The sequence below is a fragment of the Shewanella electrodiphila genome (assembly GCF_023283985.1).
In the GTDB taxonomy this organism is placed as follows: domain Bacteria; phylum Pseudomonadota; class Gammaproteobacteria; order Enterobacterales; family Shewanellaceae; genus Shewanella; species Shewanella electrodiphila.
The window spans coordinates 199,045-222,171 of record NZ_JAKIKU010000008.1 but is presented as its reverse complement, the minus strand read 5'-3'; the positions used below and the strand labels follow the sequence as shown (position 1 = coordinate 222,171).

Annotated in this window: 27 protein-coding genes; 14 read left to right on the top strand and 13 right to left on the bottom strand. The window is 40.3% G+C overall.

The window, feature by feature from the left end:
• Positions 1–210 precede the first annotated feature (210 nt).
• Together L2737_RS15525 and L2737_RS15520 are read left to right on the top strand one after the other, a co-directional pair.
• Positions 211–1,575 carry an alanine/glycine:cation symporter family protein gene (locus L2737_RS15525; protein ID WP_102526651.1) on the top strand — a complete coding sequence of 455 codons (1,365 nt, stop codon included), beginning with the start codon at positions 211–213 and terminating at the stop codon, positions 1,573–1,575.
• Positions 1,576–1,645: 70 nt separating this feature from the next.
• Positions 1,646–2,038 (top strand): hypothetical protein, encoded by a 393-nt coding sequence (locus L2737_RS15520; RefSeq protein WP_248956299.1) that lies wholly within the window; start codon positions 1,646–1,648, stop codon positions 2,036–2,038.
• Positions 2,039–2,101: 63 nt separating this feature from the next.
• On the opposite strand, the gene L2737_RS15515 is transcribed toward L2737_RS15520, so the two are convergent.
• The 5 genes from L2737_RS15515 to L2737_RS15495 all read right to left on the bottom strand — a co-directional run bounded on the left by L2737_RS15515 (position 2,102) and on the right by L2737_RS15495 (position 5,326).
• Positions 2,102–2,275 carry a hypothetical protein gene (locus L2737_RS15515; RefSeq protein ID WP_198589520.1) on the bottom strand — a complete coding sequence of 58 codons (174 nt, stop codon included), beginning with the start codon at positions 2,273–2,275 and terminating at the stop codon, positions 2,102–2,104.
• Positions 2,276–2,608: 333 nt separating this feature from the next.
• Positions 2,609–3,301 carry a TorF family putative porin gene (locus L2737_RS15510; protein WP_102526649.1) on the bottom strand — a complete coding sequence of 231 codons (693 nt, stop codon included), beginning with the start codon at positions 3,299–3,301 and terminating at the stop codon, positions 2,609–2,611.
• A gap of 304 nt (positions 3,302–3,605) precedes the next feature.
• Positions 3,606–3,878 carry an HU family DNA-binding protein gene (locus tag L2737_RS15505; protein WP_102526648.1) on the bottom strand — a complete coding sequence of 91 codons (273 nt, stop codon included), beginning with the start codon at positions 3,876–3,878 and terminating at the stop codon, positions 3,606–3,608.
• A gap of 208 nt (positions 3,879–4,086) precedes the next feature.
• A complete protein-coding gene (locus tag L2737_RS15500) occupies positions 4,087–4,884 on the bottom strand; it encodes a response regulator transcription factor (protein ID WP_102526647.1) in 798 nt (265 codons plus the stop codon).
• A gap of 88 nt (positions 4,885–4,972) precedes the next feature.
• Positions 4,973–5,326: a hypothetical protein gene (locus tag L2737_RS15495; protein ID WP_248956298.1), complete on the bottom strand. Its 354-nt coding sequence runs from the start codon at positions 5,324–5,326 to the stop codon at positions 4,973–4,975.
• Between the two features lie 159 nt (positions 5,327–5,485).
• On the opposite strand from L2737_RS15495, the gene L2737_RS15490 reads away from it, so the two are divergent.
• Positions 5,486–5,995 (top strand): DUF4240 domain-containing protein, encoded by a 510-nt coding sequence (locus L2737_RS15490; protein ID WP_102526645.1) that lies wholly within the window; start codon positions 5,486–5,488, stop codon positions 5,993–5,995.
• 106 nt (positions 5,996–6,101) lie between these two features.
• Here L2737_RS15490 and L2737_RS15485 read toward each other — a convergent pair whose 3' ends face one another.
• On the bottom strand, positions 6,102–6,428 hold the full coding sequence (locus tag L2737_RS15485; RefSeq protein ID WP_102526644.1) for a hypothetical protein: 327 nt from the start codon (positions 6,426–6,428) through the stop codon (positions 6,102–6,104).
• A gap of 324 nt (positions 6,429–6,752) precedes the next feature.
• Between L2737_RS15485 and L2737_RS15480 the strand changes: the two genes are divergently transcribed.
• On the top strand, positions 6,753–7,283 hold the full coding sequence (locus L2737_RS15480) for a DUF3016 domain-containing protein (RefSeq protein WP_229371281.1): 531 nt from the start codon (positions 6,753–6,755) through the stop codon (positions 7,281–7,283).
• A gap of 57 nt (positions 7,284–7,340) precedes the next feature.
• On the opposite strand, the gene L2737_RS15475 is transcribed toward L2737_RS15480, so the two are convergent.
• Both L2737_RS15475 and L2737_RS15470 read right to left on the bottom strand, forming a co-directional pair.
• Entirely contained in the window at positions 7,341–9,083 is a 1,743-nt protein-coding gene (locus L2737_RS15475) for a GGDEF domain-containing protein (RefSeq protein WP_248956297.1), read from the bottom strand.
• Between the two features lie 210 nt (positions 9,084–9,293).
• Entirely contained in the window at positions 9,294–9,605 is a 312-nt protein-coding gene (locus L2737_RS15470) for a prephenate dehydrogenase (RefSeq protein ID WP_229371285.1), read from the bottom strand.
• Positions 9,606–9,655: 50 nt separating this feature from the next.
• Between L2737_RS15470 and L2737_RS15465 the strand changes: the two genes are divergently transcribed.
• Positions 9,656–10,585 (top strand): TraB/GumN family protein, encoded by a 930-nt coding sequence (locus L2737_RS15465; RefSeq protein WP_248956296.1) that lies wholly within the window; start codon positions 9,656–9,658, stop codon positions 10,583–10,585.
• Between the two features lie 163 nt (positions 10,586–10,748).
• A complete protein-coding gene (locus L2737_RS15460; RefSeq protein WP_248956295.1) occupies positions 10,749–11,621 on the top strand; it encodes a MaoC family dehydratase in 873 nt (290 codons plus the stop codon).
• 103 nt (positions 11,622–11,724) lie between these two features.
• Here L2737_RS15460 and L2737_RS15455 read toward each other — a convergent pair whose 3' ends face one another.
• Positions 11,725–13,350, bottom strand: a complete 1,626-nt coding sequence (locus L2737_RS15455) for a mechanosensitive ion channel family protein (RefSeq protein WP_248956294.1) — start codon at positions 13,348–13,350, stop codon at positions 11,725–11,727.
• 105 nt (positions 13,351–13,455) lie between these two features.
• On the opposite strand from L2737_RS15455, the gene L2737_RS15450 reads away from it, so the two are divergent.
• The gene (locus L2737_RS15450; RefSeq protein WP_248956293.1) at positions 13,456–13,788 is read left to right on the top strand and encodes a hypothetical protein; all 333 of its coding nucleotides are present in this window, start codon (positions 13,456–13,458) and stop codon (positions 13,786–13,788) included.
• Here L2737_RS15450 and L2737_RS22370 read toward each other — a convergent pair whose 3' ends face one another.
• Positions 13,789–13,914, bottom strand: a complete 126-nt coding sequence (locus L2737_RS22370) for a hypothetical protein (protein WP_259651232.1) — start codon at positions 13,912–13,914, stop codon at positions 13,789–13,791. It abuts the gene before it with no gap.
• A gap of 219 nt (positions 13,915–14,133) precedes the next feature.
• Between L2737_RS22370 and L2737_RS15445 the strand changes: the two genes are divergently transcribed.
• From L2737_RS15445 to rraB, 6 genes are all read left to right on the top strand, one after another.
• Positions 14,134–14,424 (top strand): ABC-type zinc uptake system zinc chaperone, encoded by a 291-nt coding sequence (locus L2737_RS15445; protein WP_229371293.1) that lies wholly within the window; start codon positions 14,134–14,136, stop codon positions 14,422–14,424.
• Between the two features lie 77 nt (positions 14,425–14,501).
• Positions 14,502–15,764 (top strand): hypothetical protein, encoded by a 1,263-nt coding sequence (locus L2737_RS15440; RefSeq protein WP_248956292.1) that lies wholly within the window; start codon positions 14,502–14,504, stop codon positions 15,762–15,764.
• Complete coding sequence (locus tag L2737_RS15435) at positions 15,748–16,656, top strand: metal ABC transporter solute-binding protein, Zn/Mn family (RefSeq protein WP_371996699.1); 909 nt, start codon at positions 15,748–15,750, stop codon at positions 16,654–16,656. Before L2737_RS15440 ends, L2737_RS15435 begins: the two co-directional genes overlap by 17 nt.
• A gap of 4 nt (positions 16,657–16,660) precedes the next feature.
• Positions 16,661–17,446, top strand: coding sequence for a metal ABC transporter permease (locus L2737_RS15430; protein WP_102526635.1), 786 nt, complete (start codon positions 16,661–16,663; stop codon positions 17,444–17,446).
• 202 nt (positions 17,447–17,648) lie between these two features.
• Complete coding sequence (locus L2737_RS15425; protein ID WP_248956291.1) at positions 17,649–18,380, top strand: 1-acylglycerol-3-phosphate O-acyltransferase; 732 nt, start codon at positions 17,649–17,651, stop codon at positions 18,378–18,380.
• A gap of 55 nt (positions 18,381–18,435) precedes the next feature.
• Complete coding sequence (gene rraB, locus L2737_RS15420) at positions 18,436–18,834, top strand: ribonuclease E inhibitor RraB (RefSeq protein WP_102526633.1); 399 nt, start codon at positions 18,436–18,438, stop codon at positions 18,832–18,834.
• Between the two features lie 79 nt (positions 18,835–18,913).
• Here the strand turns inward: rraB and L2737_RS15415 are convergent, their stop codons facing one another.
• Together L2737_RS15415 and L2737_RS15410 are read right to left on the bottom strand one after the other, a co-directional pair.
• Entirely contained in the window at positions 18,914–19,876 is a 963-nt protein-coding gene (locus L2737_RS15415; protein WP_102526632.1) for a sensor domain-containing diguanylate cyclase, read from the bottom strand.
• 67 nt (positions 19,877–19,943) lie between these two features.
• Positions 19,944–20,939: a response regulator gene (locus L2737_RS15410; RefSeq protein ID WP_102526631.1), complete on the bottom strand. Its 996-nt coding sequence runs from the start codon at positions 20,937–20,939 to the stop codon at positions 19,944–19,946.
• Between the two features lie 371 nt (positions 20,940–21,310).
• On the opposite strand from L2737_RS15410, the gene L2737_RS15405 reads away from it, so the two are divergent.
• Positions 21,311–22,117, top strand: coding sequence for a crotonase/enoyl-CoA hydratase family protein (locus tag L2737_RS15405; protein WP_102526630.1), 807 nt, complete (start codon positions 21,311–21,313; stop codon positions 22,115–22,117).
• Positions 22,118–22,154: 37 nt separating this feature from the next.
• Here the strand turns inward: L2737_RS15405 and L2737_RS15400 are convergent, their stop codons facing one another.
• Positions 22,155–23,087, bottom strand: a complete 933-nt coding sequence (locus tag L2737_RS15400) for a DUF3530 family protein (RefSeq protein ID WP_248956290.1) — start codon at positions 23,085–23,087, stop codon at positions 22,155–22,157.
• Positions 23,088–23,127: the final 40 nt, after the last annotated feature.

Sequence of the window (23,127 nt, the reverse complement as noted above, 5' to 3'; positions counted from 1 at the left end):
TCAATATGCTGATTTTATGAGGATATTGGTAAATATTTAGATGATTATCGTGTTGGTGTTTCCAATTTGTGTGTAATGAAGGTAATCTGAATCCTCTTCTATTTGTGTCATGCCAATAGAAGCAATAGTTGCTGATAAACGCTTATGTGATGACAACAACTAAAAATAATGAAAATAACAATAAATACTTAACTCATTATGAGGTTTTCGATGGAACAAGTGACAGCGATTGTAAATACGATAAACGGCATAGTATGGGGCGTTCCCATGCTGGTGATGATTTTAGGAGTGGGATTATTTTTATCCATTGGATTGAAATTAATGCCAATCCTAAAATTAGGCACAGGCTTTAAATTATTATGGTCAGGACGTGATTCTTCTGATGATAAACATAAAGGTGAGATCAGCCCTTTTAATGCGTTAATGACCTCTCTTTCTGCCACAATTGGTACTGGTAATATTGCGGGTGTTGCGACCGCTATTTTCTTAGGTGGCCCAGGGGCACTGTTTTGGATGTGGTGTACTGCTTTAGTTGGGATGGCAACTAAGTTTGCTGAAGCTGTATTAGCGGTTAAGTTTCGCGAAAAAGACGGTAATGGTAATCATGTCGGTGGCCCGATGTATTACATTAAAAATGGTCTAGGCAGTAAGTGGGCTTGGTTAGGCACAGCATTCGCAGTATTAGGTTCTCTAGCAGGTTTTGGTATTGGTAATACAGTGCAGACCAACTCTGTTGCTGATGCTATGAGCAGTAACTTTGGCGTTCCTAATTGGGTTACTGGTGTAGTATTAATGGTATTAGTAGGTGCTGTATTGATGGGCGGTATTAAGCGTATTGCTGATGTTGCTGGCAAGCTGGTGCCGTTAATGACCTTATTTTATATCACTGCGGGTTTAGCGGTATTGGTGGTTTATGCTGACCAAGTTCCTGCAGCATTTCAATTAATTATCCACAGTGCATTTAACCCTGTTGCTGCGCAAGGTGGCTTTGCAGGTGCTGCTGTATGGGCTGCCATTCGTTTTGGTGTGGCGCGTGGTGTGTTTTCAAATGAAGCGGGTTTAGGTAGTGCGCCGATAGCCCATGCGGCTGCGCAAACTAATGAGCCTGTAAAACAAGGCTTAGTGGCGATGTTAGGTACATTCATTGATACCATCATTGTGTGTTCTATTACTGGATTAGCAATTATTGTCTCTGGCGCTTGGACGTCAGGTGAAACGGGCGCTGCACTAACATCATTTGCTTTTTCACATGCGCTGCCAATGGGCAACTATATTGTCGCTGTTGCACTTGCGGTATTCGCATTTACCACCATTTTAGGTTGGAGTTTTTACAGTGAAAAATGCATGCAGTATTTATTTGGTGACAAAGTGGTTAAGCCATTTAGATTAGTTTGGACTTTGGTTGTACCAATCGGCGCGGTCAGTTCGCTTGAGTTTATCTGGCTACTTGCTGATACATTAAATGCAATGATGGCAATTCCAAACTTGATTGCACTGGCTCTATTAAGTCCTGTGGTATTTGCATTAACCCGAGAGTACTTCGCGAAACAAAAGGCTAAGGCTTTAGAAAGCTAATTAGCGATTAGAATTATTCAACAAGGCATACACTGGGAGTGTATGCCTTTTTTATAAGGGAAATATTCACATGAACCTTTTAAACAGAATACTGCTATTAAGTCTATTTACTTTAGTTTCATTGGTTATTGCAGGCTGCAATGGGTTATCTTTTAGAACCAATGCTGATGAATATGTCACTTATCAAGCAACAGCGACAACGGTTGATATCTATCAGCCTAGTGAGTTGTATAATCATGACAATGAACCTCTAGGTGAGGTGATGACGACTTACTGCGGGGATATTCGTAAAGATATCGCAATTTCAGCTCCCAGTATTAACTCCCTACAAAAAGAGCTGAAGGTACAAACAAGAGAAAGAGGCGGAAATGCGCTCATCATTACTGACTGTGGCAAAGTGATTTATCCGGCTTGCTCTATTTATCTAGAGTGCAGTGGTCTTGCATACTTTTTAAAGTCTTAATATTAGGTTGGAGCCGAAGCCTGAAAAGAATTAGCCTGATAACGCTGCAATAGTTTACTCAGGCTAGAATAATTCATCATCTAGATTTTTACGTAATTCTGCTTGTTCTAAATAATCATCTAAACGACGTTTCACTTGTCTTTTCCGTTCAATAATCTCAGCTGAACGCTTATTTCTAGGCGTGACCATTGCTTCAATTTCTGTGTCATTGGGAATGGTTTCTGTAATATTGGCCATCGTTCTACCCTCTATATCATTCTTGACTAACGGTTTAGCGTGAGTCGTAACACCAGTGCTAAATGTAAAGGTAAACCTGCCCTGATTGTTCACAGGTTAGTTTGTGCCGGTAACGTCAATGTTGAATGGAACTGAAAATAGGACGGAAGAATGTCTGCGCTAACACCTCATCAGTCATATATTTTGAATGTAGCAGGTATTTAAATTTTTGCTTAATTGTAGAATCGAAAATTTTATTATTGCCATTAAAAACGCCACTCTGAATGAGTGGCGCTTTTAGTGCTTAACATGCTGTAATCATACTTCCTCAATTGAGAAAGTAATGTTTAAGCCTTATAAACCGAAGCTATATGAGTAACCTAAAACAATTTTAGCGTCATCTTCATCTAAGTCAGTATCAGATGCAGTGAATGACACTGTACCGTAATCTGTATCAGCGCTCAGTGACACATTATATTCAGAGTAGCTATCAGTATCGAACCAGCTCATGATGACATCACCATCAGAGTAGCCGTAATGAACGCCCAGAGACAATTTTTCAGTCAATGGGAACGTTAAGTTAGCTTGTGCATACATCATGTCCGCAGAGTCTAATGGCTCAGCAGCGATATCATCACCACCATTGACAGTGTGAGAGTATGAAACATCTAACCATTTCCATGCTAGACCAACAGTCACTTCACCAAAATCAACACTTCCTGGTGAATCTGGGTAAGCGTAGTAAAGGTAGTTGATGTCATAGCTTAAGTCTTCAGTAATGTTACCACCGTAACCCGCATAGATATCTAGCTCGTAACTTGTGCCATCACCAAAATCGACATTTGAAGCCCAACCGCCAACATAAAAACCAGAATCAGCAGCGTAATCAATGCCACCTTGCACAGCTGCGCCGTTATCAGTTTGGCTTACACCGCGCCAAAGGTAATTTGATGTCGCTCCGATGTTACCTGTTACTTCTGCTAAAGCAGAACCACTGAGTAATAAACCTGTTGATAGCGCAATAGCTTTATATATCGATGTTTTCATTTTCATTCCCTCAAGTTTTTCTTATCACTGAACTTGTTGCTTAGTAATCGGGCAGCAATGTTCAATGTTGATTTTATCTGTATGAGGTATTGCTAATGGTGTGCCATGTTTGAAATTGCTACATTTTCAGATGTTTAGCTGTTTCTGCACCGACTTGTAGCAAAAATGTTGCATAGATATGAAGCAGGGTTGCACTTTTAGTGTGCAAGATTTGTGCGCTATTCCTGTACTTTAAACTTAGTTCTGTAGAAAAAAGGCATAAAAAAACCTCCCATGGGGAGGTTTTATAATTCAAGCTGTTAATTTAATTAACGCTATCTTTCAGCGTTTTACCAGCTTTGAATTTTGGTACAGTCGCTTCAGCAATTTGGATTTCTTTGCCGGTTTGTGGGTTACGGCCAGTACGTGCTGCACGAACTGAGGTTTCAAAAGAACCAAAACCTACGATAGAAATCTTGTCACCACTTTTCATGGCTTCAGTAACAGCTTCTTCAAAAGACTTTAGTGCGCGACCAGCTTCAGCTTTAGTCAGCTCAGCATTTTCTGCAATTTTTGCAATTAATTCACTTTTGTTCATGTTGTATTCTCTGCTTTCCATAGATGTGTTTATTTAAAACTAGATTAACATGCCATAAGCCATGGGGGTTTAAAAGCCTTTTATCTGATTAATGTGTAGCGATAAGGCATTTTGGCGACATTTAAGGCGTAAAATAGCCAATTGGGCTATTTCATCAGTGAAAATGACTAGTGACGAAGAGCCAAAAGTCATTTACTTTTTGAGCAGGCTATTCTTCTAATAGTTGGTAAAGCAGTTGTTTGACGAGTTTTGGTTCGAAAGGTTTGTCACATAAGGCGTTAACACCGGCACTGGAAACGTTACTTAAATGAGTGTCGTTTGCTTCAGAGGAGACCATTAAAATCGGAATATGTGATTGCTGGCTTTGATTACGAATGTATTGAGTTAATGCTAATCCATCAACACTAGGCATATTGTAATCAGTGATGACCAAATCAAACATTTGTTGTTGCATAAGCTCAATGGCTTTAGCGCCATCTTCGGCTTCACTGATAATTCTTATCCCTAAATTACCTATAGTGCGTTTAATGACGTTACGTGCCATTCGGCTATCATCGACAACTAAAGTTCGGATATCTTGGACATCGAAATGACTCAAATCTAATTCATCATTACTAATGAGGTCAATGGTTGAATTTAGCGCTGTAGCCAAGTGGTCTGCATCAAAGGGTTTAGGTAAAATTGCCACGACACCAGATTGTCTGAATATTTCTAATTGCTCACGACGACATTCGCTAGAAACCAGCATGAATTGAATATCTTGATAGGCTGATTTTTGTTTAATAAAACTTAAGAGTTCTGTGGCCTCACCATCTTCAAAATGTAATGCACTAACAATTAAATCAGGTGTATGGCGGGCAATGATGTCTTTAGCTTCAGTAAGATTAGATGCTGTTTGAATGCTATCAACACCTTCTTGGTGTAATTTAGCAATGATGATTTTTCGTTGAACCTCTGAAGGCTCCAACAGCAAAATCGACAGTTCACTGGGTGATAAATGGCTCATGCTACTTCTTCTTTTTTTTGTAATTGAGTCTTATGCTGTGCATTTTAACCTAAGGTTAGCTTTGAATATACTTATAACACTCGAATGGTTAACAAGTTCGCTGCAAGTACTCTTTGGTTTTTTGACTAAATGCGACCCAATATTGAAAGCTGAGAATGAGCAGTACGGTTAAGGCGATTGCTGGAATGGGAAGCTCAGTACCTTGAAACTCTACTTTTACATCTTCAGGGGTGATTTGATAGGCAATGATGGCGGTCGTGGTCAGTGCTAACGCGGCTAATGTTTGAATACCTAAGTAAATTTTAAATACCATGCTAGCCCAATGGGTTCGCTTTATAAGGCCGAAAAGTACCGGGATCACGCCAATAGTAAACAAGTCTACCCCTTGGATGGAGTATGAACGCAATAATGCAAGAATGGATAACAAAACATAAAATGTCATCAGAATAATGAGTCTGCGTGGTGGTTTGGTGCTGATAGGACTGAGTTTATTCATAGCGATTAGATATAGGCTGTAAGGTTTTAGATTTTATGTGGTGTAGAATACCGCGAGTAGAATCAATTTTGTGAGTTGTTTGCAAAAGAATTTAGGAAAAGTGAAATGACAGAAGCTGACTTTTGGTCACTGGTAACCCGAACTGAGCCGCAGCAATCTGAGCAGCAATGCCATGACGCATTAAAAGATAAACTGACGCCACTAGATGATGGATCATTAGCTGCATTCGATAAAATATTCGGTCAACAAATGCGACGCAGTTATAACTGGGATATTTGGGGCGCTGCTTACATCATCACTGGATGTGATTCAGATTATGCCTTTGCTGAATTTAGAGGCTTTATTTTGTCATTAGGTGAGCAGTGGTATAACAAGGTGATTGCTGACCCTGACTGCCTAGGTGATATTGAGTTTTGGCCCACAAAAGACGATTCGGCTTACCCGTTTATTGAAGATTATGATTTAATTGCTGGTCAACTGTATGAAGATAGAACGGGTGATGAGTTACCCTTTATTCCTTCAGGTCAACATACACCACAAGGTAAAAAGTTCAGCACCAAGAAGAAAGACTTAAGAAAGAATTATCCTAAGTTGAGTGCTCGTTTTCCGTTTTAAACTTACCTGTATTAAAAAGCTGGACTCTTTTCAAATTCTTGAAGAAAAAATGCAGTCACTGCTTAATCAGTGACTGCATTTTTAGTTGTATACGGTAGATGGCTAATTATCCATCACATACTTCTGAGCGTGTATCGAAATCTAAACCACGTTGTTCGCACTTTTGGTCTAAAAACTTACTTTCAGCGGTCTTCATTTGCTTGTCGAAGTCTTGATTTAGCTCGGCAGAGTACTCTTGCTCTGCAGAAGCCATATGTTGAACCATTAATTGACGATGTTCTTTAATCGCTTGCTCTCCTTGAGCATCAACATCAAATTGATAAGCGAAACTAGAAGATGAAACGACTAAAGCAATAAAGAAAGTTGCGGCTAAAGATAGTTTTTTAGTCATACCAGTCGTTGAGAAAGTCGTTTGAGTTGAGATGTTGTTCATATTATTACTCCAGTCATACACGTAGGTTTGTATTGGCGCTAATTCCTTGAGCGATAATTGCAGTGACGCTAACAGAGTTTTGTTTAACAGCTACCTCGTATTGGTACTGTGCGTTTGCTTGGGATGTATATTAGCGAAGCCTTGCTGAATATAAACTGAACAGTGTTTGATGTATTTTTGAGCGTTTAATTAATTATCTTGTGTCTATATAGGCATATTTCCTACAGCAAAGTTAACTGCTTTACGTTAAGCTGATATACAGGTTAAGTTTTTATACTAGTGGCATAGATTAGGTTTTAGATAGATATAGCCAGGAGACGACAAATGAAAGTTAAACATCTACTTATTGCAGGCGCATTAATGTGTAATGTTGCTATTGCAGATGAAGAAGTGATTGCGAACCCAATGACAGAAGAAGGGGTTGTAAAAGTCGAATGGCAAGAGCCTAAGAAATATCGCGACTTAAAAACGGCTACTGAAGTCAAATCCCGTTTTCAACAACGCTTTTTCGATACGATTACCGAAAATTTGAACAAAGAAGCTGAGAAAGTGCTTAAACCAAATCAAAAGCTTGAAATGCAAGTTTCAGATGTGGATTTAGCGGGGGATTTACGTCCTACATTTGGCGCAACAACTGCCAATGAGCTTCGTATCGTGAAGGATTTATATCCGCCAAGAATGACTTTTACTTACAGCATCACTGAAGGTGATAAAGTGATTATGGCAGGTGACGAGAAACTTATTGATATGAACTTTATGTATGGCACTCATTCAAAACGCAATCAAAAGCCGTTTCAGTATGAATCCACCATGTTAAAAGACTGGCTTAATAAAACGGTTGCACCAAAGCTTTAGGGCTAACATGTAACCCATAGCCAAGTATGCAAACACGCTAAAAACAGCTTAATTGAATTAAGCTGTTTTTTGTTGGTTATGATTTGAGAAATAAAAGCCATTCTTGGCAAATTTAGCCTGCTTTTTAGCTTCTGCACTGAGCATAGATAATTCATGATCACTGGTTTGTATCGTCAAATTCGGTGATAGCACCCCTACGCATAATGAGATCAACGGATGAAGTACTTTTTTATCCTGACGATCATTGGCGTATACGGTTTGCGCTTGCCAGTGTTCAGTAGAGTAATAAGTCCGTTTACTTTTTTCAAATTGCGCAACGATCATTTGAAAGTGAGTAATAGCCTCAGAGCAAGTGCTGATCATCACAAAATCATCGCCGCCAATATGGCCGACAAAGCTATGTTCGTTCTGGTAATGAGTGAGCAGATTAGCAACTTCCATAATGACTTCATCGCCACGTGAAAACCCGTAGATATCGTTATAAGGTTTAAAGTGACATAAGTCGAAATAGGCCAAGTAGAAGGCTTTCTTTTGGGAACGTAATCGTTTCAACTCTTCTTGTATGGGTACATTTCCCGGCAAATTGCTCAAGGGATTAGCATGCCTTGCGACTTTTATTCGGTATTCTGTTATGCGTTGCAATAAATCTTTAGTGTGGCCAATACCGATAAGTTTACCCTGTCGAAGAATGATAAATTGCTGCGCTACTGTGGTGGAGTGCTCAGAAGTGAGTAATTGGCTGACCGTTGACAGTGGCTCGCTGGCATCGATTTGAAAGACTTGCTTATCCATTACCGCACTTGCAGGGTGATTTTCATGTAAAGCTCTGCCATAGGGTGTGCTAAACAACTCTAAAATATGATTACGGCTAACAATACCTTTGGCTTGTCCATTATCTGCGATAACAATTGCTTGAAGCGCAGGCTGGTTGATGAATTGCTCGCTGAGTTGTTTGAGTTTAGTCTCTGGAGTCGCGATATTAGCAGGTGCACATAGGCTTTCAGCTGTTTCGCAATAGCGATTTTGCGGCGCTAATGGTGCTGATACTAATTCCGAACTCATGAATGTATTGGGTTTGATATTAGGGCGCCCTAACAAATACCCCTGACAATATGTGACTCCCAGTTGTTTCAGCATGGTGAGCTCAGCAGGTGTTTCTATGCCTTCAGCAATCACTTTACAGGTTAGGTTTTGGCATAGTTCCACAATGGAGCGAACGAATTCTTGCTTAACTGGTGTGCTATCTATCTGATGAATAAAATGACGGTCAATTTTGACGTAGTCAGGGGCTAATTCTGACCATAAACGTAATCCAGAATATCCAGCGCCCAAATCATCAATTGCGGTTAAGAAACCTTGGTTACGATAATGGTTCAAGCAGTCTTTTAGTAAATCGATATCATCTGCGGGATACTGCTCTGACAGTTCAATAACAACATCTTCAGGGCGCAGTCCCATTTGTTTAATGAGTTGTAAGGTTAAGCCTTTGGGATGATCAGGGTCGAGAAGGGCTTTAGGTGAGATATTGATGAATAACTTGCCTTTCAACTCGCAGGTTTTAAATGCATTAATTGAGATGCTGCGACATAAGGTTTCTAACTCGCTGAGTTTACCCATATGCTCAGCAGTTTTGAATAAAGGCACAGGAGAAAAAAGCGGACTATGTTCAGGGCCACGGCTCAATGCTTCAAAGCCATGCACTTTCTGGTTAGTGATATTAAAAATTGGCTGAAAAATGGCATTGATAGATTGTTTAGCAATTATCTTATTCAGTTCTTTTTCTAAATCTATAACGCTCATCTAATCAATTCCATAGCAAATTAATTCATCAGTCTATGGCAGGAAAATGACAGAAATATGTCGTTAACAGTGAAATAGAGTTTAAAACCAAAGTATTAAAAGTTATGTCATATATCGCTACTTTTGCATTGGCAGGTTGAGGAAGGGGCATGTAGAACAAATAAAAAAGCAGCCTAATGGCTGCTTTTTTATTTGGGGCTTAAACAACACTTATTTAGTGTTTTGTTTAAATAAATGCAGCGTTTTCAATAACGCTGCAATTTTTTGTACGTGAGCTTCAAGTGCTTCTGGTGGAATATGACTAAGGCCTTGTAGCTCTTCTAACTCATTTGCAAGTTCCTGAACATACGGCAAAAAACGATTACTTTTTTGCGTAAAACCTTGTTCTTCAGTAAAGATTGCCACAAACTTACCATGGCCAGCTTGACGTAATTCGTCGAGTCTTTTATCGGCATCAATGGCTTGACGGTATCCTGTTTGCAGACTTTCTTTTAATTGCTGGATAACTTGGGTATACGGCATGATAGCCTCATTCAACATCATAATATTAAGCTAAATTATAAGGGGCTGGCATGTTACTAACAAGTCAAACGAAGGGAAAAGTGCCAATGATGCAACGCTTTGGAGAAAATAAAAGGCTTAGCGGCATTCTGATGCTGGTTTTCCTTTGCCTATCAAGCTTGGTTATCGCTGCAACAGCTTTTGCAGCTGAGTCAGATAAACCGCCATTTTTTAAGGCTGCGTATCAAGGAAAAACAGTATACGTATTAGGCTCTATCCACATTGGTAAGGCTGACTTTTATCCTTTACCGCTGCAAATTGAACAAGCATTCGTCGATTCAGAGGCGCTTGTTATTGAAGCGGATGTGACTAAAGCCAATGTGCAGCAATTATTACAACAATATGGTTTTGCTACTGCGAATAAACAAAGTGATTTAAACCAACGTTATCCTATGTTTTGTGCCAAAAACCAAACCATGTGTGATGGTCTTAAGCCTTTGGCTACCTGGCTTCAAGCAAACCAAATTGGAGTCGCTCGGTTTGCATCATTGGGTTTTAGCCCGGAAGCTGGTGTTGATGTCACGTTTGTTGCGAGAGATCTGAGTAAACCGCTACTTGAGCTTGAAAGTGTACAGTTTCAATTTGATTTGATTTCATCATTTTCTGATAAGACCCAACAACAGTTACTCGATGAAGCGATTAATGCGACTGACGAGGATATGTTGGCGTTGATTAATGCATGGCGCAGTGGCGATCATAAAGCGATAGCCGACATAATGGAGGATCAAGCGGAAGACTCGGATGAATTGCTCGATAAGTTACTGTGGCAAAGAAACCACACTATGAGTAAACGTATTTTCGACATTCTCGCTGAATCCGATTACCAAACCTTATTCGTGGTGGTGGGCGCAGGTCATGTTGTTGGTCAGCAAACCGTTCCACAATTACTGCAACAAGCGGGTGCAACCGTTATCGATTGCTGGGATAAACAGTGTGACTAGAGTGTAAATAAAAAATATTTTATATGTTGGAATAATAGCCTAAAACGTATTTTTTTTACTGATGTATTACAAGTCGATGTATAATATCGATATTGAAACAATTGTGACGCAGTATTTAGTCAGTCTAAATACTGCGTTTCACTTAATACAGAAAGGGTGCTCTTTGAGTCACGATTACTCTATAGAACTAGCTTCGATGCCATCGTTGTTGTCACTATATCGAAAAATATTACTCACGCGTAAACCGGGTTGGGATCAGCAACCTTTGCCGAATGTTTATGTTCAGGCTAAAGGTATTAATGTTGCTGACAAAAAAGTCCGTCAATATGCAGATGTCTGTGAATTCGATTTTGATGGCAAGGTATTACCGCCAACGTTCTTGTACGTACTTGCCTTTAGATTGCATGCAACTGTTTTTAATCATAAAGCGATTACCTTCCCGCTTTTAGGGATGATCCACTTAAAAAATAGCATTAGCTTGTATCGTCCAATTAATGCAGATGAAACCTTTGATGTTCAGTGTGAGCTCACCTCAAGCAAAACCACTGACACAGGGCTAGAGTTTGAATTAGCCTCTAAAATTTATGTGGGCGAAGAGTTAGTGTGGGAAGCATTATCAACTTATCTTTATCGTATTGAGTCAAAAGGGCGCAGAGCAAGACCACCACGTGGCTCAGATATGGTTTGGGAAGATGCACTCACTTGGAAATTACCTGAAGACTTAGGCCGACAGTATGCCAAAGCATCAGGGGATTATAATCTGATTCATTTGCACCCCATTGTGTCCAAACGATTTGGTTTTGAAAGAGTGCTGGCACACGGAATGTGGTCTAAAGCGCGTTCTTTAGCGGCGTTAATGCAGTTTATTGGCGAGCGTCCATTTAAAGTCGATGTGGAATTTAAGTTACCTGTGTTTATGCCATCTGAAGTGACATTTGCATTTGAAAGTATGGAAAACGGTAAGCGTTTTGAAATGCGAGATATTAAAGGTCGCCGTCCACACTTATTAGGCACGATGACCTACTTAGATAAATAGTTTGAGTAACTTGTTTAGATGAGTAAGTTTACGCTTGCAGTTAATCATTAAAAAGCCCGAGCAGATAGCTCGGGCTTTTTGTATTGATAAATAAGCTGCAGGCTTAATCTGCAGATTTTTCGTGGTAAATATGCACATCGCGTTGCGGGAAAGGAATACTGACTCCTTGTGCATCAAATTGCATTTTCACTTCGCGAGTAATGTCCCAATATACATCCCAGTAATCGAGGGGGGCAGCCCATGGGCGAACAATGAAATCCACTGATGACTCGCCAAGAGTGTGTAGCTTAATCATAGGCTCAGGGAACTGTTTAACCTTAGGATGCGCCATCACGATATCTGTTAATATCTTTTCTGCTTTAGGGATGTCATCCCCATAACCAATGCCAAATGTCATATCAACACGGCGCTCTTGCTCTACAGTGATGTTATTAATGGTGTCGCCCCAAATTTTATTATTTGGAATGATCAGTCTTTGGTTATCTAAGGTTTTCACCGTGGTCGATACAAGGCTCATATGGCTGACGCGACCCGTTACACCTGCCGCGTTAATTAGGTCACCGACATCATAGGGACGATAAATTAGAATCATCATGCCTGAAGCAAAGTTTGATAATGTATCTTGCAATGCAAAACCAATAATCACACCCGCGATACCAAAACCTGCGAGCAATGGTGCTAATTCAAACCCAAGCTGAGATAAGGCAATCAATAGACCTAAAGCATAAATCACATTGCCTGAAATCGAAGTAAAGAAGTCTTGCAGCAAAATGCTAAATTGCAGCTTAGACGAGTTGACGGCTTTACGAACCACCTTTCTCACTAGTTTGGCAACCAAGCTGGTAAGGAAAATAATGATCAAGAAGATGATGATTTTAAACGTCATCCCTGCGCCATTTTCCAAGGCTTGATTTTTAGCAATGGTCATCCATTCTTCGATAAGACTTGAGGCGACATCAAAGTTAAGTACGTCTTGAGTAATATCACCAGATACACTGAATAATGTTTGCTTGATTTGAGTCGTGTCTTGACCAAGAGCTTCGAGCATTTCGACCGCAACATTCAGGCTTGAGGTGTGCATAGCTAAGCGATCTTTGAGTAATGAAACCTTACTCTTCTGTTCAGCACTGACATCTGCACCAGCATTAGATGCATCGGCTACCGCTTTTTTTAGCTGTGCTTGGGTGTAAGTGACTAAGCTTTCAAAGTAATCAGCTCTCAGCAACACTTCTGCTGTTAAAGCTGCTTCAGCATTATCAACACTGATATTCAGTAGTTTGCCCCAAGCGATAGTTTCGAGTTCAGCTTGTAGATAATGATCTCGGTCTTCTTCACGTTTGATAATTTGTTGCATAATGACTGCGTCATTATCTCCACCAAGCTCCAATTGGAGTTCAGTGGTTCTTTCATCAATGTATTGGCCGACTTTATCAAGAAAGATTAATTGCTTATTCACTTGCGGAACTAAGTAAGCTAAATCGGGTTCTGGCTGATTAACTAGCGTAGCGAGCTCTTGGCGTAATAAATTGGTTTTATGACGAATGCGATATTCACTGACATCTTTAAGCTCACCTTTAGCTGTTTTAAGCCAAGCGACATCAGTATCAATGGTGTTTTGTAATTGTTGAATTTTTTTGCTTGTTGCTGGTTCAACTTCAGCAGCAAAGCTATTACCAGAAAAGCTAATTAAGCTGATGAGACAGCAAATAACAAACAGAATTCTTGGCATGATTAACGTCCTGTAGAATGGTAGAACGCTAATGATAAGTTATTGGATGAAGTTTGACGATAATTTGCTAAACTTACGCACTTTTTATTTTTAGATAGGCTATCTATGGCTGCCTTACAGTGTGCACATTGCCACAAACCTATTTCGGTCAGTAAAGTTACTGGAACACGCGGCAAAGGGTTTTCGGCGCAAATACAATGTTATCATTGTCAGGCGTGGTTAGGACGTCATGCAATACTAACGATACTAAAAGTGATTGGTTTTTATACTGCAGTAATCGCTGGTGTGACGGGGTATTTTGTCGAAGGGTTAGCCAATATTATCACCCCCGTTATTATGCTATCGCTAATACTGACGGGGGTAACGCATTTGATGGACCATCTGCTGGTTATTGAAGCGCCTGAAGAAGACGGTAAACCAACAGATGAAATCAAATAATTAGTCTACAACTTGAACTTGGTTTTCTAGTGCTGCTTCAACATAATAAATACCACCAAGCACAACAACGCCAATGATGACCATTGTTAAAATAATACCGATGTTGTCTTTGAGTAAATTCATCATAGTTAAATCCTCTGTCTTGGCTGGCTAAGCTGCTATATATGGCTAATATTTTAGCGTTTTCAGCTTAAGCTAATCTTAAAATAGCATAACGATGAATGGCATAAGTTGCTATGGTACGTCACGTTTTTTTATTAAAAGTGATTTGTAACACTCTATTGGTTGCTTTTTTTTGTAATCTTTTTAAGATAGCACTGATTTTTTAATCCAAGGATGAGTTTGGTGCATAGATTTAGACCAATAAAACGCAGTGTTGTGGTATGGCTTTCAGCCATGCTAGTACTACTGTCGTTTGCGGCTTCTGCACATAACGTGATCCATGACCATGATTCATTAAGTACTAGCTGTACTTTATGTGTCCATCAACATCAGTTTAATGCTGCACTTCCCTCAACTGAATTAAGCATCGCCATTGTTCGTCAGCACTTCGAGACTGTCACATACAACTGTCGAACTTATAGCAGTGTTCACCAATCGCTTTACCATAGCCGCGCGCCCCCTTTTTTCTCTTAATCTAACAACGTTAACCTTAATTTTTTATTCGACTATCACAGATGATGGACGAAGACTTGTTGTATTTTGGAGATAAAATGTCTTATTTAAACAAACGCCTTTCTTTAGTTGCAGTTGCCTGCGCATTCGCTTCAACTCATGCTTTTGCTGAAGATTCTAGCTTAACAAACCCTAACATTAGTGCGGTTCTTGATGGTTTTTATCAGACTGGAGATCGTGGTTTAGGTGGGCGTGAAGAAGGCTTCGGTTTGGGCGAAACAGAGCTGGCGATTAGTGCAAACATTGATGACATGTTTTACGGAAAAGTGACCGCGATTTTAGAGTCGCACGACGGTGAAACTGAAATTGAATTAGAAGAAGCGTTTATTCAAACTATGGGGCTTCCTGCTGGTTTAGGTATTCGTGCTGGTCGCTTCCTATCTGATGTTGGTTACTTAAATAATCAGCATTTACATACTGATTCATTTGTTGACCGTCCAGGTGCTTATCGTGCGTTCATGGGTAATCATTATTTTGATGATGGTGTGCGTCTAACTTATGTTGCCCCGACTGATCTATATTGGACTATGGGTGTTGAAGTCTTTAAAGGCGACAAAATGCGCGCTGCTGATATGTATGAAGAGCATGAAGAAGAAGGGCATGACGAGGAAGAACATGAAGAGCATGGACCACGAGAGTATGACACTGTAGGTGTGTATTCTGCTTTTACTAAATTCGGTGGTGACATTGGTAATTCAAGCTCTTGGCAGGTTGGCTTAAGCTACTTATATAATGCCAATGGTAAGGTAATGGTCGTAGAGGGTGAAGAGGAAGAAGGTCATGCTGATGAAGAACATGATCATGAAGGCCACACTCATAGCGCATCTTACACGGGTGAAAATACTTACATCGCAGATTTTGTTTATAAATGGGCGCCAAACGGTAACTACAAATACCAACATTTAACAGTGAGTGGTGAATACTTCCGAGTGACGGATACTTTTTCGTTTGAAGAAGGCGACCATGGCCATGAAGAGGAAGATCATGATCATGAAGAGTCTCATGGCGATGATTATTTTGAAGGTTGGTACTTAAGTGGTGTTTATCAGTTCTCTCCTCATTGGTCTGCAGGTGTTCGTTACGGTGAAGTTGATACCTATGAACTTCATGGCGACCATTTAGATCCGCAAAAACTGAAAGAAACTGAATTAAGTTTAGCTTGGCATCACAGTCATTTCTCTACTGTCCGTCTACAATATACTAATCAAAAAGGTACAAACTTTGATGGTTTTGAAGACGACAACATTGTCTCACTTCAGTATGTTATGACATTAGGAGCTCACGGTGCGCATCAATTCTAAAAAACTCATTGTGATGGGGGCGCTTTGTAGTGCCTTTTTGACAAGCGCGGCGAATGCCCAGTTAAATGTGTTTGCTTGTGAGCCTGAATATGCAGCCTTAGCGCAAGAGATTGCGCCAGAAGCTAAAATTTATTCAGCGACAAGTGCAATGCAAGATCCGCATTTGGTTCAGGCAAGACCTAGTTTGATCGCTAAGATGCGTCAAGCTGATCTTGTTGTATGTGCGGGAGCTGACCTTGAAATTGGTTGGTTACCTATGCTGCAAATGAAAGCATCGAATAATAAAGTGCGTTCAACCGATAACGGTTTATTCTACGCAGCTGAGCATATTGATACCTTAGATAAACTTGAACATGTTGATCGTTCTATGGGAGATGTCCACGCAAAGGGCAATCCACATCTGCACTTTGATCCTCGTAGAATGTTACAGGTGGCTAATGCATTGTCAGAAAAAATGGCGGCATTAGACCCTGAAGGTGCAGCAGGTTATCAGGCAAAACTTACCGATTTCACTGACCGATGGCAGCAAGCTATCCCTAAATGGGAAGAGCAAGCGGCGGGTTTGAAAGGTAAAAAGGTGATTGCGTACCATTCAAGCTTTCGTTACCTGTTTAACTGGCTAGGCATCGAACAAGTGGCTGACTTAGAACCTAAACCTGGCATTCCACCTAGTAGTAGCCATTTAGCAAAATTGGTTAATCGTAGCCAAGAAGGCGATGTGATGGCGATATTAGTGACATCTTATCAGGATGAACGCGGTGCTAATTGGCTGGGTGAACGCACGGACTTACCTGTGCTAATTCTGCCTATGTCAGTGGGTGGCAACAGTGATAGCACAGATTTGTTTAGCCTTTATGATAGCGTTATAACAATGCTTACAGAGGTTCAATAAACTTATGCTAGATCTCGATTTGCTACCTATTTTAATTCCTGCATTTGTTGCTGGCTTACTAGTACTGTCTACTCATGTTGTATTAGGTCGCCAAGTATTAAAACGTGGGATTATCTTTATTGATTTGGCCATTGCTCAAGTGGCTGCTTTAGGTGCAATCGTATCGCATATGGACCACAGTATTGAGGAACTCCCTTTTTCTCATGTGTGGATGCCTGCGTTATTTGCATTGGTGGGTGCAGGTTTTATTGCTTGGTTATCTAAAAGATTTGCTGATGAACTTGAAGCGATTATTGGTTGTTTTTATGTGCTGAGTGCGGTGGCAGCCATGTTGCTGCTATCGAATGATCCTCATGGTGCTGAGCTATTAAAACAGCTAATGTCGGGGCAAATATTATGGGTTAACTGGTCTCAGCTCGTCCTGCCAGCCATTGTTTCTGCCGCTATATTGGCGTTAATCGTGATGAAACCACAAGTGTTAGACGGTGCAGGTTTTTACTTCCTGTTTGCCATTGTCATAACACTTTCGGTTGAGTTGATTGGCGTCTACTTGGTCTTTAGTACCTTAATCCTTCCAGCCTTGGCACTGAATAAGTACCAAGGAAAAGGATTATTGGCACTTGCCTATGTGGTTGGATTTGTTGGATACATTGCAGGGCTTATACTTTCGGCCACTTATGATTTACCGAGTGGCGCCGCGATTGTAGCAGCGTTAGCTATGAGTGCGATTCTAATGAGAGTATTCCTGTCGATGAAGGCGTCAAAAACGGCTTCATCCCTAAGCAATTAAATACTCAAATCAGCAACACACTCAATAAAATCCGAGTCAAACTGTATAATTAATGATGCGTTAATGTTTAACGCATCATTAATTCATCTTGGCTGGTGTATAATCATTTAAGCTTACAATTGTAAACTGAAATCAAACAAATCATTGAGTCCAGCATCCGTGCTGGCTATACTGTCGCCACTTTCTTCGCAGGAGCCTGCTTGTGCTGTTAATTGCTCGTTCAATTATTCTTGCAGTGTTATTAACACTGGCGTTTTTTTTCGCAATCATCCTTTGTATTGTCAGACCAATGCATCGTGATAATGTCCATGTTATCGCTCGCATTTTTTCATCCGTTGCCCCAATCCTTGGCATTAAAGTCATTACTCGTCATGCAACAGAAGAACACCCGAAAGAACCTAAAATCTATTTAGCGAATCATCAGAATAACTTTGATTTATTTACTCATACTTCAGCTGTTCCAAAAGCGACAGTGAGTTTAGGTAAGAAAAGTTTGGCGTGGATGCCGCTATTTGGGCAAATTTACTGGTTGTCAGGTAATATTCTGATTGACCGTAAAAATCGTCATAGTGCCTTTGATACCATGGCTAAAACAGTCGAGAAAATGAAAAACAAACTATTATCAGTTTGGATTTTCCCAGAAGGAACCCGTTCTCGTGGCCGTGGTTTATTGCCATTTAAAGTAGGTGCATTCCACACAGCTATCGCAGCTAAAGCATCAATAGTCCCAGTACTGGCGTCATGTCAAAACCACATTAAATTGAACCGTTGGAATAACGGTGTGGTAATTGTGGAAATGATGGCACCGATGTCGACTGCAAATGTGGATAAAAGTGATGTTAAAAAGCTTTGTGCTAAGGTGCATGAGGCAATGTCAAAGCGTTTAGCTGAATTAAATCAAGAAGCATCGGCATTAATGGCTAAACCTCAGTAGATTTATCACGTATAATTAGCGATTAGCCGCATTATTTTGTTAACGGAGTTACTCCATGTCTATTGAAGGTCTTTTAAAAGAGCAGTTTGCTGAGAACCGTGAAATTATCCAAGCTTTGCTTGCTGATGGTTCGCAAGCCGATGCCGAATACACGATTGAGCATCACTTTTCATCGACTAATTTTGACCGTTTAGAAAAAGCGGCGGTTGATGCATTTAAACTTGGTTTTGAAGTGAATGATGCTGAAGAGATGGAGCTAGAAGATGGCTCAATCATTTTCTGTTTTGATGCAATTGCTAATCACGCACTTGAAGCTGACTTGCTAGATAAAGCTTGTGAGCAACTGATGCTTTTAGCGCAAAAGCAAAAAGTGGATTATGACGGTTGGGGAACCTTCTTTGTCGGTGACGAAGATGAGCTTGATGAAGAACAAGATGAAGAAGATGAGTTTTAATTAACTTGTTTCTGAAAAATCATAAAAAGCCCACTCAAATGAGTGGGCTTTTTATTGATAACTATGGAGATATTAGCTTCTACTTGGTTTTATAAACCGAAGTTTGGTTACGGCCATTTTCCTTTGAAAGGTATAAGGCCTTGTCTGCTCCTGATAACCAACTAGCACTATTTTTGGTGTCTTCTGACAAGGAATTGACCCCAATACTGATGGTGACTTTGATGATTTGGTTCTTATAAACCACTTGTGATGATTCGACTTTTTTACGCAAGCGTTCAGTGAAGTATTTCGACTCGTCAGCACTGGTATTCGTTAGCACCACTGCAAACTCTTCACCACCATAACGTCCTGCAAAGTCTGTTTCACGTAAAGATTGTTTTAAGATATGGGCTATATTCTGAATCACTTTATCGCCAGCAGGGTGACCATACTTATCGTTAATTTGTTTGAAATTATCGATATCAATCATAATCATGCTGCCGTTTTCACCATAACGCGCAAAGCGTTCATATTCTTTTTCAAAACACTCTTGCCAGTGACGACGGTTAAATAGTTGGGTTAAGCTGTCAGTCTGGCTGAGTTTTTCTAATTGCTCATTGGCCGCTTTGAGTTGTAGCTTATTAATCGCCACATCAGTCACGTCATAAACAATGATACTGATATGGGTTATGTTGCCGGTGAGCGAAGCCAAGGGCAGCAGGGTGATATTCTGATACATGTGATCAGCACGACCTGTGATTGGGCGATAGTTTTTAAACTCAAAGACGTATGGGCGTTGTTCCCAGCTAATAAACGAGCGGTTTTTAAGTAAAAAAACCGATTCCATTTTTTGAGTTAGCCACTCATTAGGCAAATCTGGAAAAGTTTCAAATAGGTTTTTGCCTTTAATGGCATTAGGCGATACGCCACTATGGTTTTCCATAAACCCATTCCACAACTGGATGTTGTAATTACGATCTAATACGACCAAGCCAACCTCTATGGTTTGCACCATATCAATAAGCCAGTGAAGTTCGTTCATTGCATTTTGATCAGTAGACATGAGTTAACATCCAACTTTCTTTATTATTTTAATTATTTGCGAATGTGTTATTCGCTAAATAGGTTGATTAATCGAGCAAATAACCCAGCTTAAAGTTAAGCGTTGGGATGGAGTCTTCGGTAAATAGCAGTAATAAATCGCACTGGACATTGTGATCTTCAATTTGGTAATTGATTTCCATTGCTAAGGTGCGTTGCCACTTTTCTGAATTGTCGTGGATTAGCTCATTCACCGTGCAGTGACGTCCTAAAACAACAGGATGTCCTTGGCTAAACTTCATATCTAATTGCTCAGAGATACCATTAAGGAATGCACCAATAAGCACATTACCAGTGTCGATTAACACTTCGATCTCATTTGCAGTATCTTGTGGGTTTTTATGACCCATTAACTTGGCCATGTCTTCAAAGCTTGAATCATGAAATAACAGCAGGGCTTCACCAGCCACGCCTGCGCCAATAAAGCCTTGGCACAATGCTGATACTTTTGAACTTTCTTCAGTGGCTTTTAGTGCCATGGTCAGTTCACTGACTTCAAGGACATTTACGTTGGGGATAGGCAACATGACAAACACATCTAACAGTGTGGCCAATAAGTCTGCAGCACGACCCATAGCAACGTTGGCAATTTCTTGACAAGCATCGCGTAAATCCACTTCAAACATCGGCGTGTCATTACCTGCATCTTTTAATGCTAAGGTCAGAATGCCGTACTCTTCGAGGATATTACTGATGGATTCGGCGCTGACAGGCTTTTGAATAAAATCCAATGCGCCTAACGCTTTGACTCTTTCGTGAGCTTTGATTTGGATATCACCTGACACCACGATGACCAATGCAGGCAAATCTTCTTTTTGAATGGCTTCTAATACTTCATATCCATCCATTACAGGCATATTGAGATCGAGAAATACGATCTCACCTTTGCCTGCACGGATAACCTCGAGTCCTTCAGCACCATTAGTGGCATAACTGATATCAACGTCCCATTCCTTGGGCAAGGTTCGCGCCATTTGCTTTCTGGCTAATCCTGAGTCATCGCATATCAAAATAGGAATAGTCATAGAGACAGATGATCCTTTAACGGGTTTTATTATTATTGAGTGTAGTTGATGATTTAACGTTTTGGTTAATTGCATTAAGCAACAGTAAGTTAGCTGCTGAAAAGTCTAAAACGTTACACCCTACATTTATTAAACATTATTTTACAACTTATTGCTGATGATTAGCATTAAAATTCGACAGTTTTTTGGCACTTATCGCAAAATTGTATCTTATATGACGCTTTTTTATGTTGAATTTGATGCTTGCGTATTCATTTGGTGTTTTTTGTGGGGTATTTCTGTTATTGCCTGTGTGTCTATTTGGTTAACTACTCGACAAGTGGAGGATTTATGTTAACTTGCAATCTGGACTGACCAGTAAAGGATGAACCATGGATAATAAACTCGTTGAGTTAAGGGTAGAAAATGGCGTTGCCCATGTCACACTCAATAGGCCTGATAAATACAACGCACTCAACATCGAGCTATTTCAAGCTATTGATAAAACCATAAAAAAATTACACAAAAATAAAGCGGTTAGAGTGGTTATTTTATCGGGTGCAGAAGGAAACTTTAGTTCTGGCTTGGACGTGAAAAGTGTGTCGAAATCTGTGATGCCTGCGCTGAAATTATTGTTCAAGTGGCTACCTGGTAATGCTAATTTGGCACAGAGAGTCTCCCTTGGCTGGCAGCAATTACCCATTCCTGTTATCGCAGTTATTGAAGGTTTTTGTTATGGCGGTGGCGTGCAGATAGCGTTAGGCGCTGATTTTAGGTTTGCGAGTAAAGATGCGCAACTGTCGATAATGGAATCTAAATGGGGATTATTACCTGATATGGCAGGTCTTGCGGGCTTAAGACAAATTATGCCAAAAGACAAAGCGCTACAACTGACGTATACCGCTGACATTATCACTGCAGATAAAGCACTCGAGTACGGATTAGTCACTGAAGTGTATGACGACCCACATCAACAAGCGCAATTGTTCGCTGACAAGTTAATGCAACGCTCGCCAGATACGAATGCAGCAGTCAAATTGAGTATTAACAAAAACTGGTCTGGTACATTACGTAGTTTGCTAAGCCGAGAGTCTTTAAGCCAAATCCGTTTATTGGTCGGCAAAAACCGCAGTATTGCAGGCCATCGAGAAATTAAAAAATCAGCAAAACCTTATCAGGACCGTCAATCCGGTTGGTAATCGAGCTGACTCATTATCGTAAAATGGGTTGGTAGGTTTACCGACCAACCATTTTTCGAGCAAACCCTTCAATATGTTCTAACGCTTCATCCCACCCACCTTGATTGTTGAGATCAAGCTGCAATAAGTACTGACGATATCGATGACTCGTTTTCATTTGATTGGACTGTTTGCGTGCTGGTGTTTCAGCGATAGACTCGATGTTGCCATTCTCTGATTGTAAATCAAGAATCGGGAAATCCAGTTCAGCTAATTGTAACGGTATAGATAAATCACGGCTTTGCTCATCGATTAATTGTTCAAATTCTCGGTAAGGATTAATCACAACCAGTAAGTCTGGTTGCTGCAGTTTGTCTTGATGGAGCAAATTAATCACCATCCCAGCACTGTCATCAGCGGCAATAATAATTCGCTTTCCTGGAAATTGTTCTCCAATTGCCTCAAGTTGAGCCAAACATTCATTGATAACATTCTGTTGGAAATTTCTAAGTTCTAATAATTGGCTAGAGCTGTACTTTGGTGTTATTTGATAGGCATTAAGTTCAAGCTGTTTCTCACCCGCTTTGGTGACTTGGTCAGCTGAAGTGGCAAAATTAGGGCGATACAGGCCTTCAGTGGGTTTAATACTGATACTTGCCCAGCCTTTTGATGGAATTAGTTGGCGTAAATAACGAATAATGCCACGTCCGCTGGCGTGAGTGTCGGTTGGCCCCACAAGAAAAACAGCACCGTGCTGTTTCTTACCTTGCCATGGTTTAACCAATACTTCGATTGTTTGATCTTGAACGGTAATCTGTTGCTTTTCGGCGTCACTAATCGGTATGAATACGCTGTCAGATAACAAACTCGCACTTAACAGTGTGCTATTAAAAAGGTTGTTACTGAGCGCATTAAATGAAAACAAGCTCGTTAGCGCGAGTAAACTTGAGCAAAATATTGTGAGGTAGTGAGCTCGTCGGATTAATTTCATTACGATTACTTATACAGTTTTTTGAAAGGCATATACAAAA

Bases quoted from the DNA above. Each gene is read 5' to 3' on its own strand.
- L2737_RS15520 (WP_248956299.1), top strand. From the start codon at position 1,646: ATGAACCTTTTAAACAGAATACTGCTATTAAGTCTATTTACTTTAGTT.
- L2737_RS15405 (WP_102526630.1), top strand. From the start codon at position 21,311: ATGGATAATAAACTCGTTGAGTTAAGGGTAGAAAATGGCGTTGCCCAT.
- L2737_RS15500 (WP_102526647.1), bottom strand. From the start codon at position 4,884: ATGAGCCATTTATCACCCAGTGAACTGTCGATTTTGCTGTTGGAGCCT.
- L2737_RS15515 (WP_198589520.1), bottom strand. From the start codon at position 2,275: ATGGCCAATATTACAGAAACCATTCCCAATGACACAGAAATTGAAGCA.
- L2737_RS15505 (WP_102526648.1), bottom strand. From the start codon at position 3,878: ATGAACAAAAGTGAATTAATTGCAAAAATTGCAGAAAATGCTGAGCTG.
- L2737_RS15410 (WP_102526631.1), bottom strand. From the start codon at position 20,939: ATGACTATTCCTATTTTGATATGCGATGACTCAGGATTAGCCAGAAAG.
- L2737_RS22370 (WP_259651232.1), bottom strand. From the start codon at position 13,914: ATGATGAATTTACTCAAAGACAACATCGGTATTATTTTAACAATGGTC.
- L2737_RS15510 (WP_102526649.1), bottom strand. From the start codon at position 3,301: ATGAAAACATCGATATATAAAGCTATTGCGCTATCAACAGGTTTATTA.
- L2737_RS15450 (WP_248956293.1), top strand. From the start codon at position 13,456: ATGGCTGCCTTACAGTGTGCACATTGCCACAAACCTATTTCGGTCAGT.
- rraB (WP_102526633.1), top strand. From the start codon at position 18,436: ATGTCTATTGAAGGTCTTTTAAAAGAGCAGTTTGCTGAGAACCGTGAA.
- L2737_RS15485 (WP_102526644.1), bottom strand. From the start codon at position 6,428: ATGAACAACATCTCAACTCAAACGACTTTCTCAACGACTGGTATGACT.
- L2737_RS15400 (WP_248956290.1), bottom strand. From the start codon at position 23,087: ATGAAATTAATCCGACGAGCTCACTACCTCACAATATTTTGCTCAAGT.
- L2737_RS15495 (WP_248956298.1), bottom strand. From the start codon at position 5,326: ATGACATTTTATGTTTTGTTATCCATTCTTGCATTATTGCGTTCATAC.
- L2737_RS15480 (WP_229371281.1), top strand. From the start codon at position 6,753: ATGAAAGTTAAACATCTACTTATTGCAGGCGCATTAATGTGTAATGTT.
- L2737_RS15465 (WP_248956296.1), top strand. From the start codon at position 9,656: ATGTTACTAACAAGTCAAACGAAGGGAAAAGTGCCAATGATGCAACGC.
- L2737_RS15430 (WP_102526635.1), top strand. From the start codon at position 16,661: ATGCTAGATCTCGATTTGCTACCTATTTTAATTCCTGCATTTGTTGCT.
- L2737_RS15470 (WP_229371285.1), bottom strand. From the start codon at position 9,605: ATGCCGTATACCCAAGTTATCCAGCAATTAAAAGAAAGTCTGCAAACA.
- L2737_RS15440 (WP_248956292.1), top strand. From the start codon at position 14,502: ATGTCTTATTTAAACAAACGCCTTTCTTTAGTTGCAGTTGCCTGCGCA.
- L2737_RS15455 (WP_248956294.1), bottom strand. From the start codon at position 13,350: ATGCCAAGAATTCTGTTTGTTATTTGCTGTCTCATCAGCTTAATTAGC.
- L2737_RS15475 (WP_248956297.1), bottom strand. From the start codon at position 9,083: ATGAGCGTTATAGATTTAGAAAAAGAACTGAATAAGATAATTGCTAAA.
- L2737_RS15415 (WP_102526632.1), bottom strand. From the start codon at position 19,876: ATGTCTACTGATCAAAATGCAATGAACGAACTTCACTGGCTTATTGAT.
- L2737_RS15490 (WP_102526645.1), top strand. From the start codon at position 5,486: ATGACAGAAGCTGACTTTTGGTCACTGGTAACCCGAACTGAGCCGCAG.
- L2737_RS15525 (WP_102526651.1), top strand. From the start codon at position 211: ATGGAACAAGTGACAGCGATTGTAAATACGATAAACGGCATAGTATGG.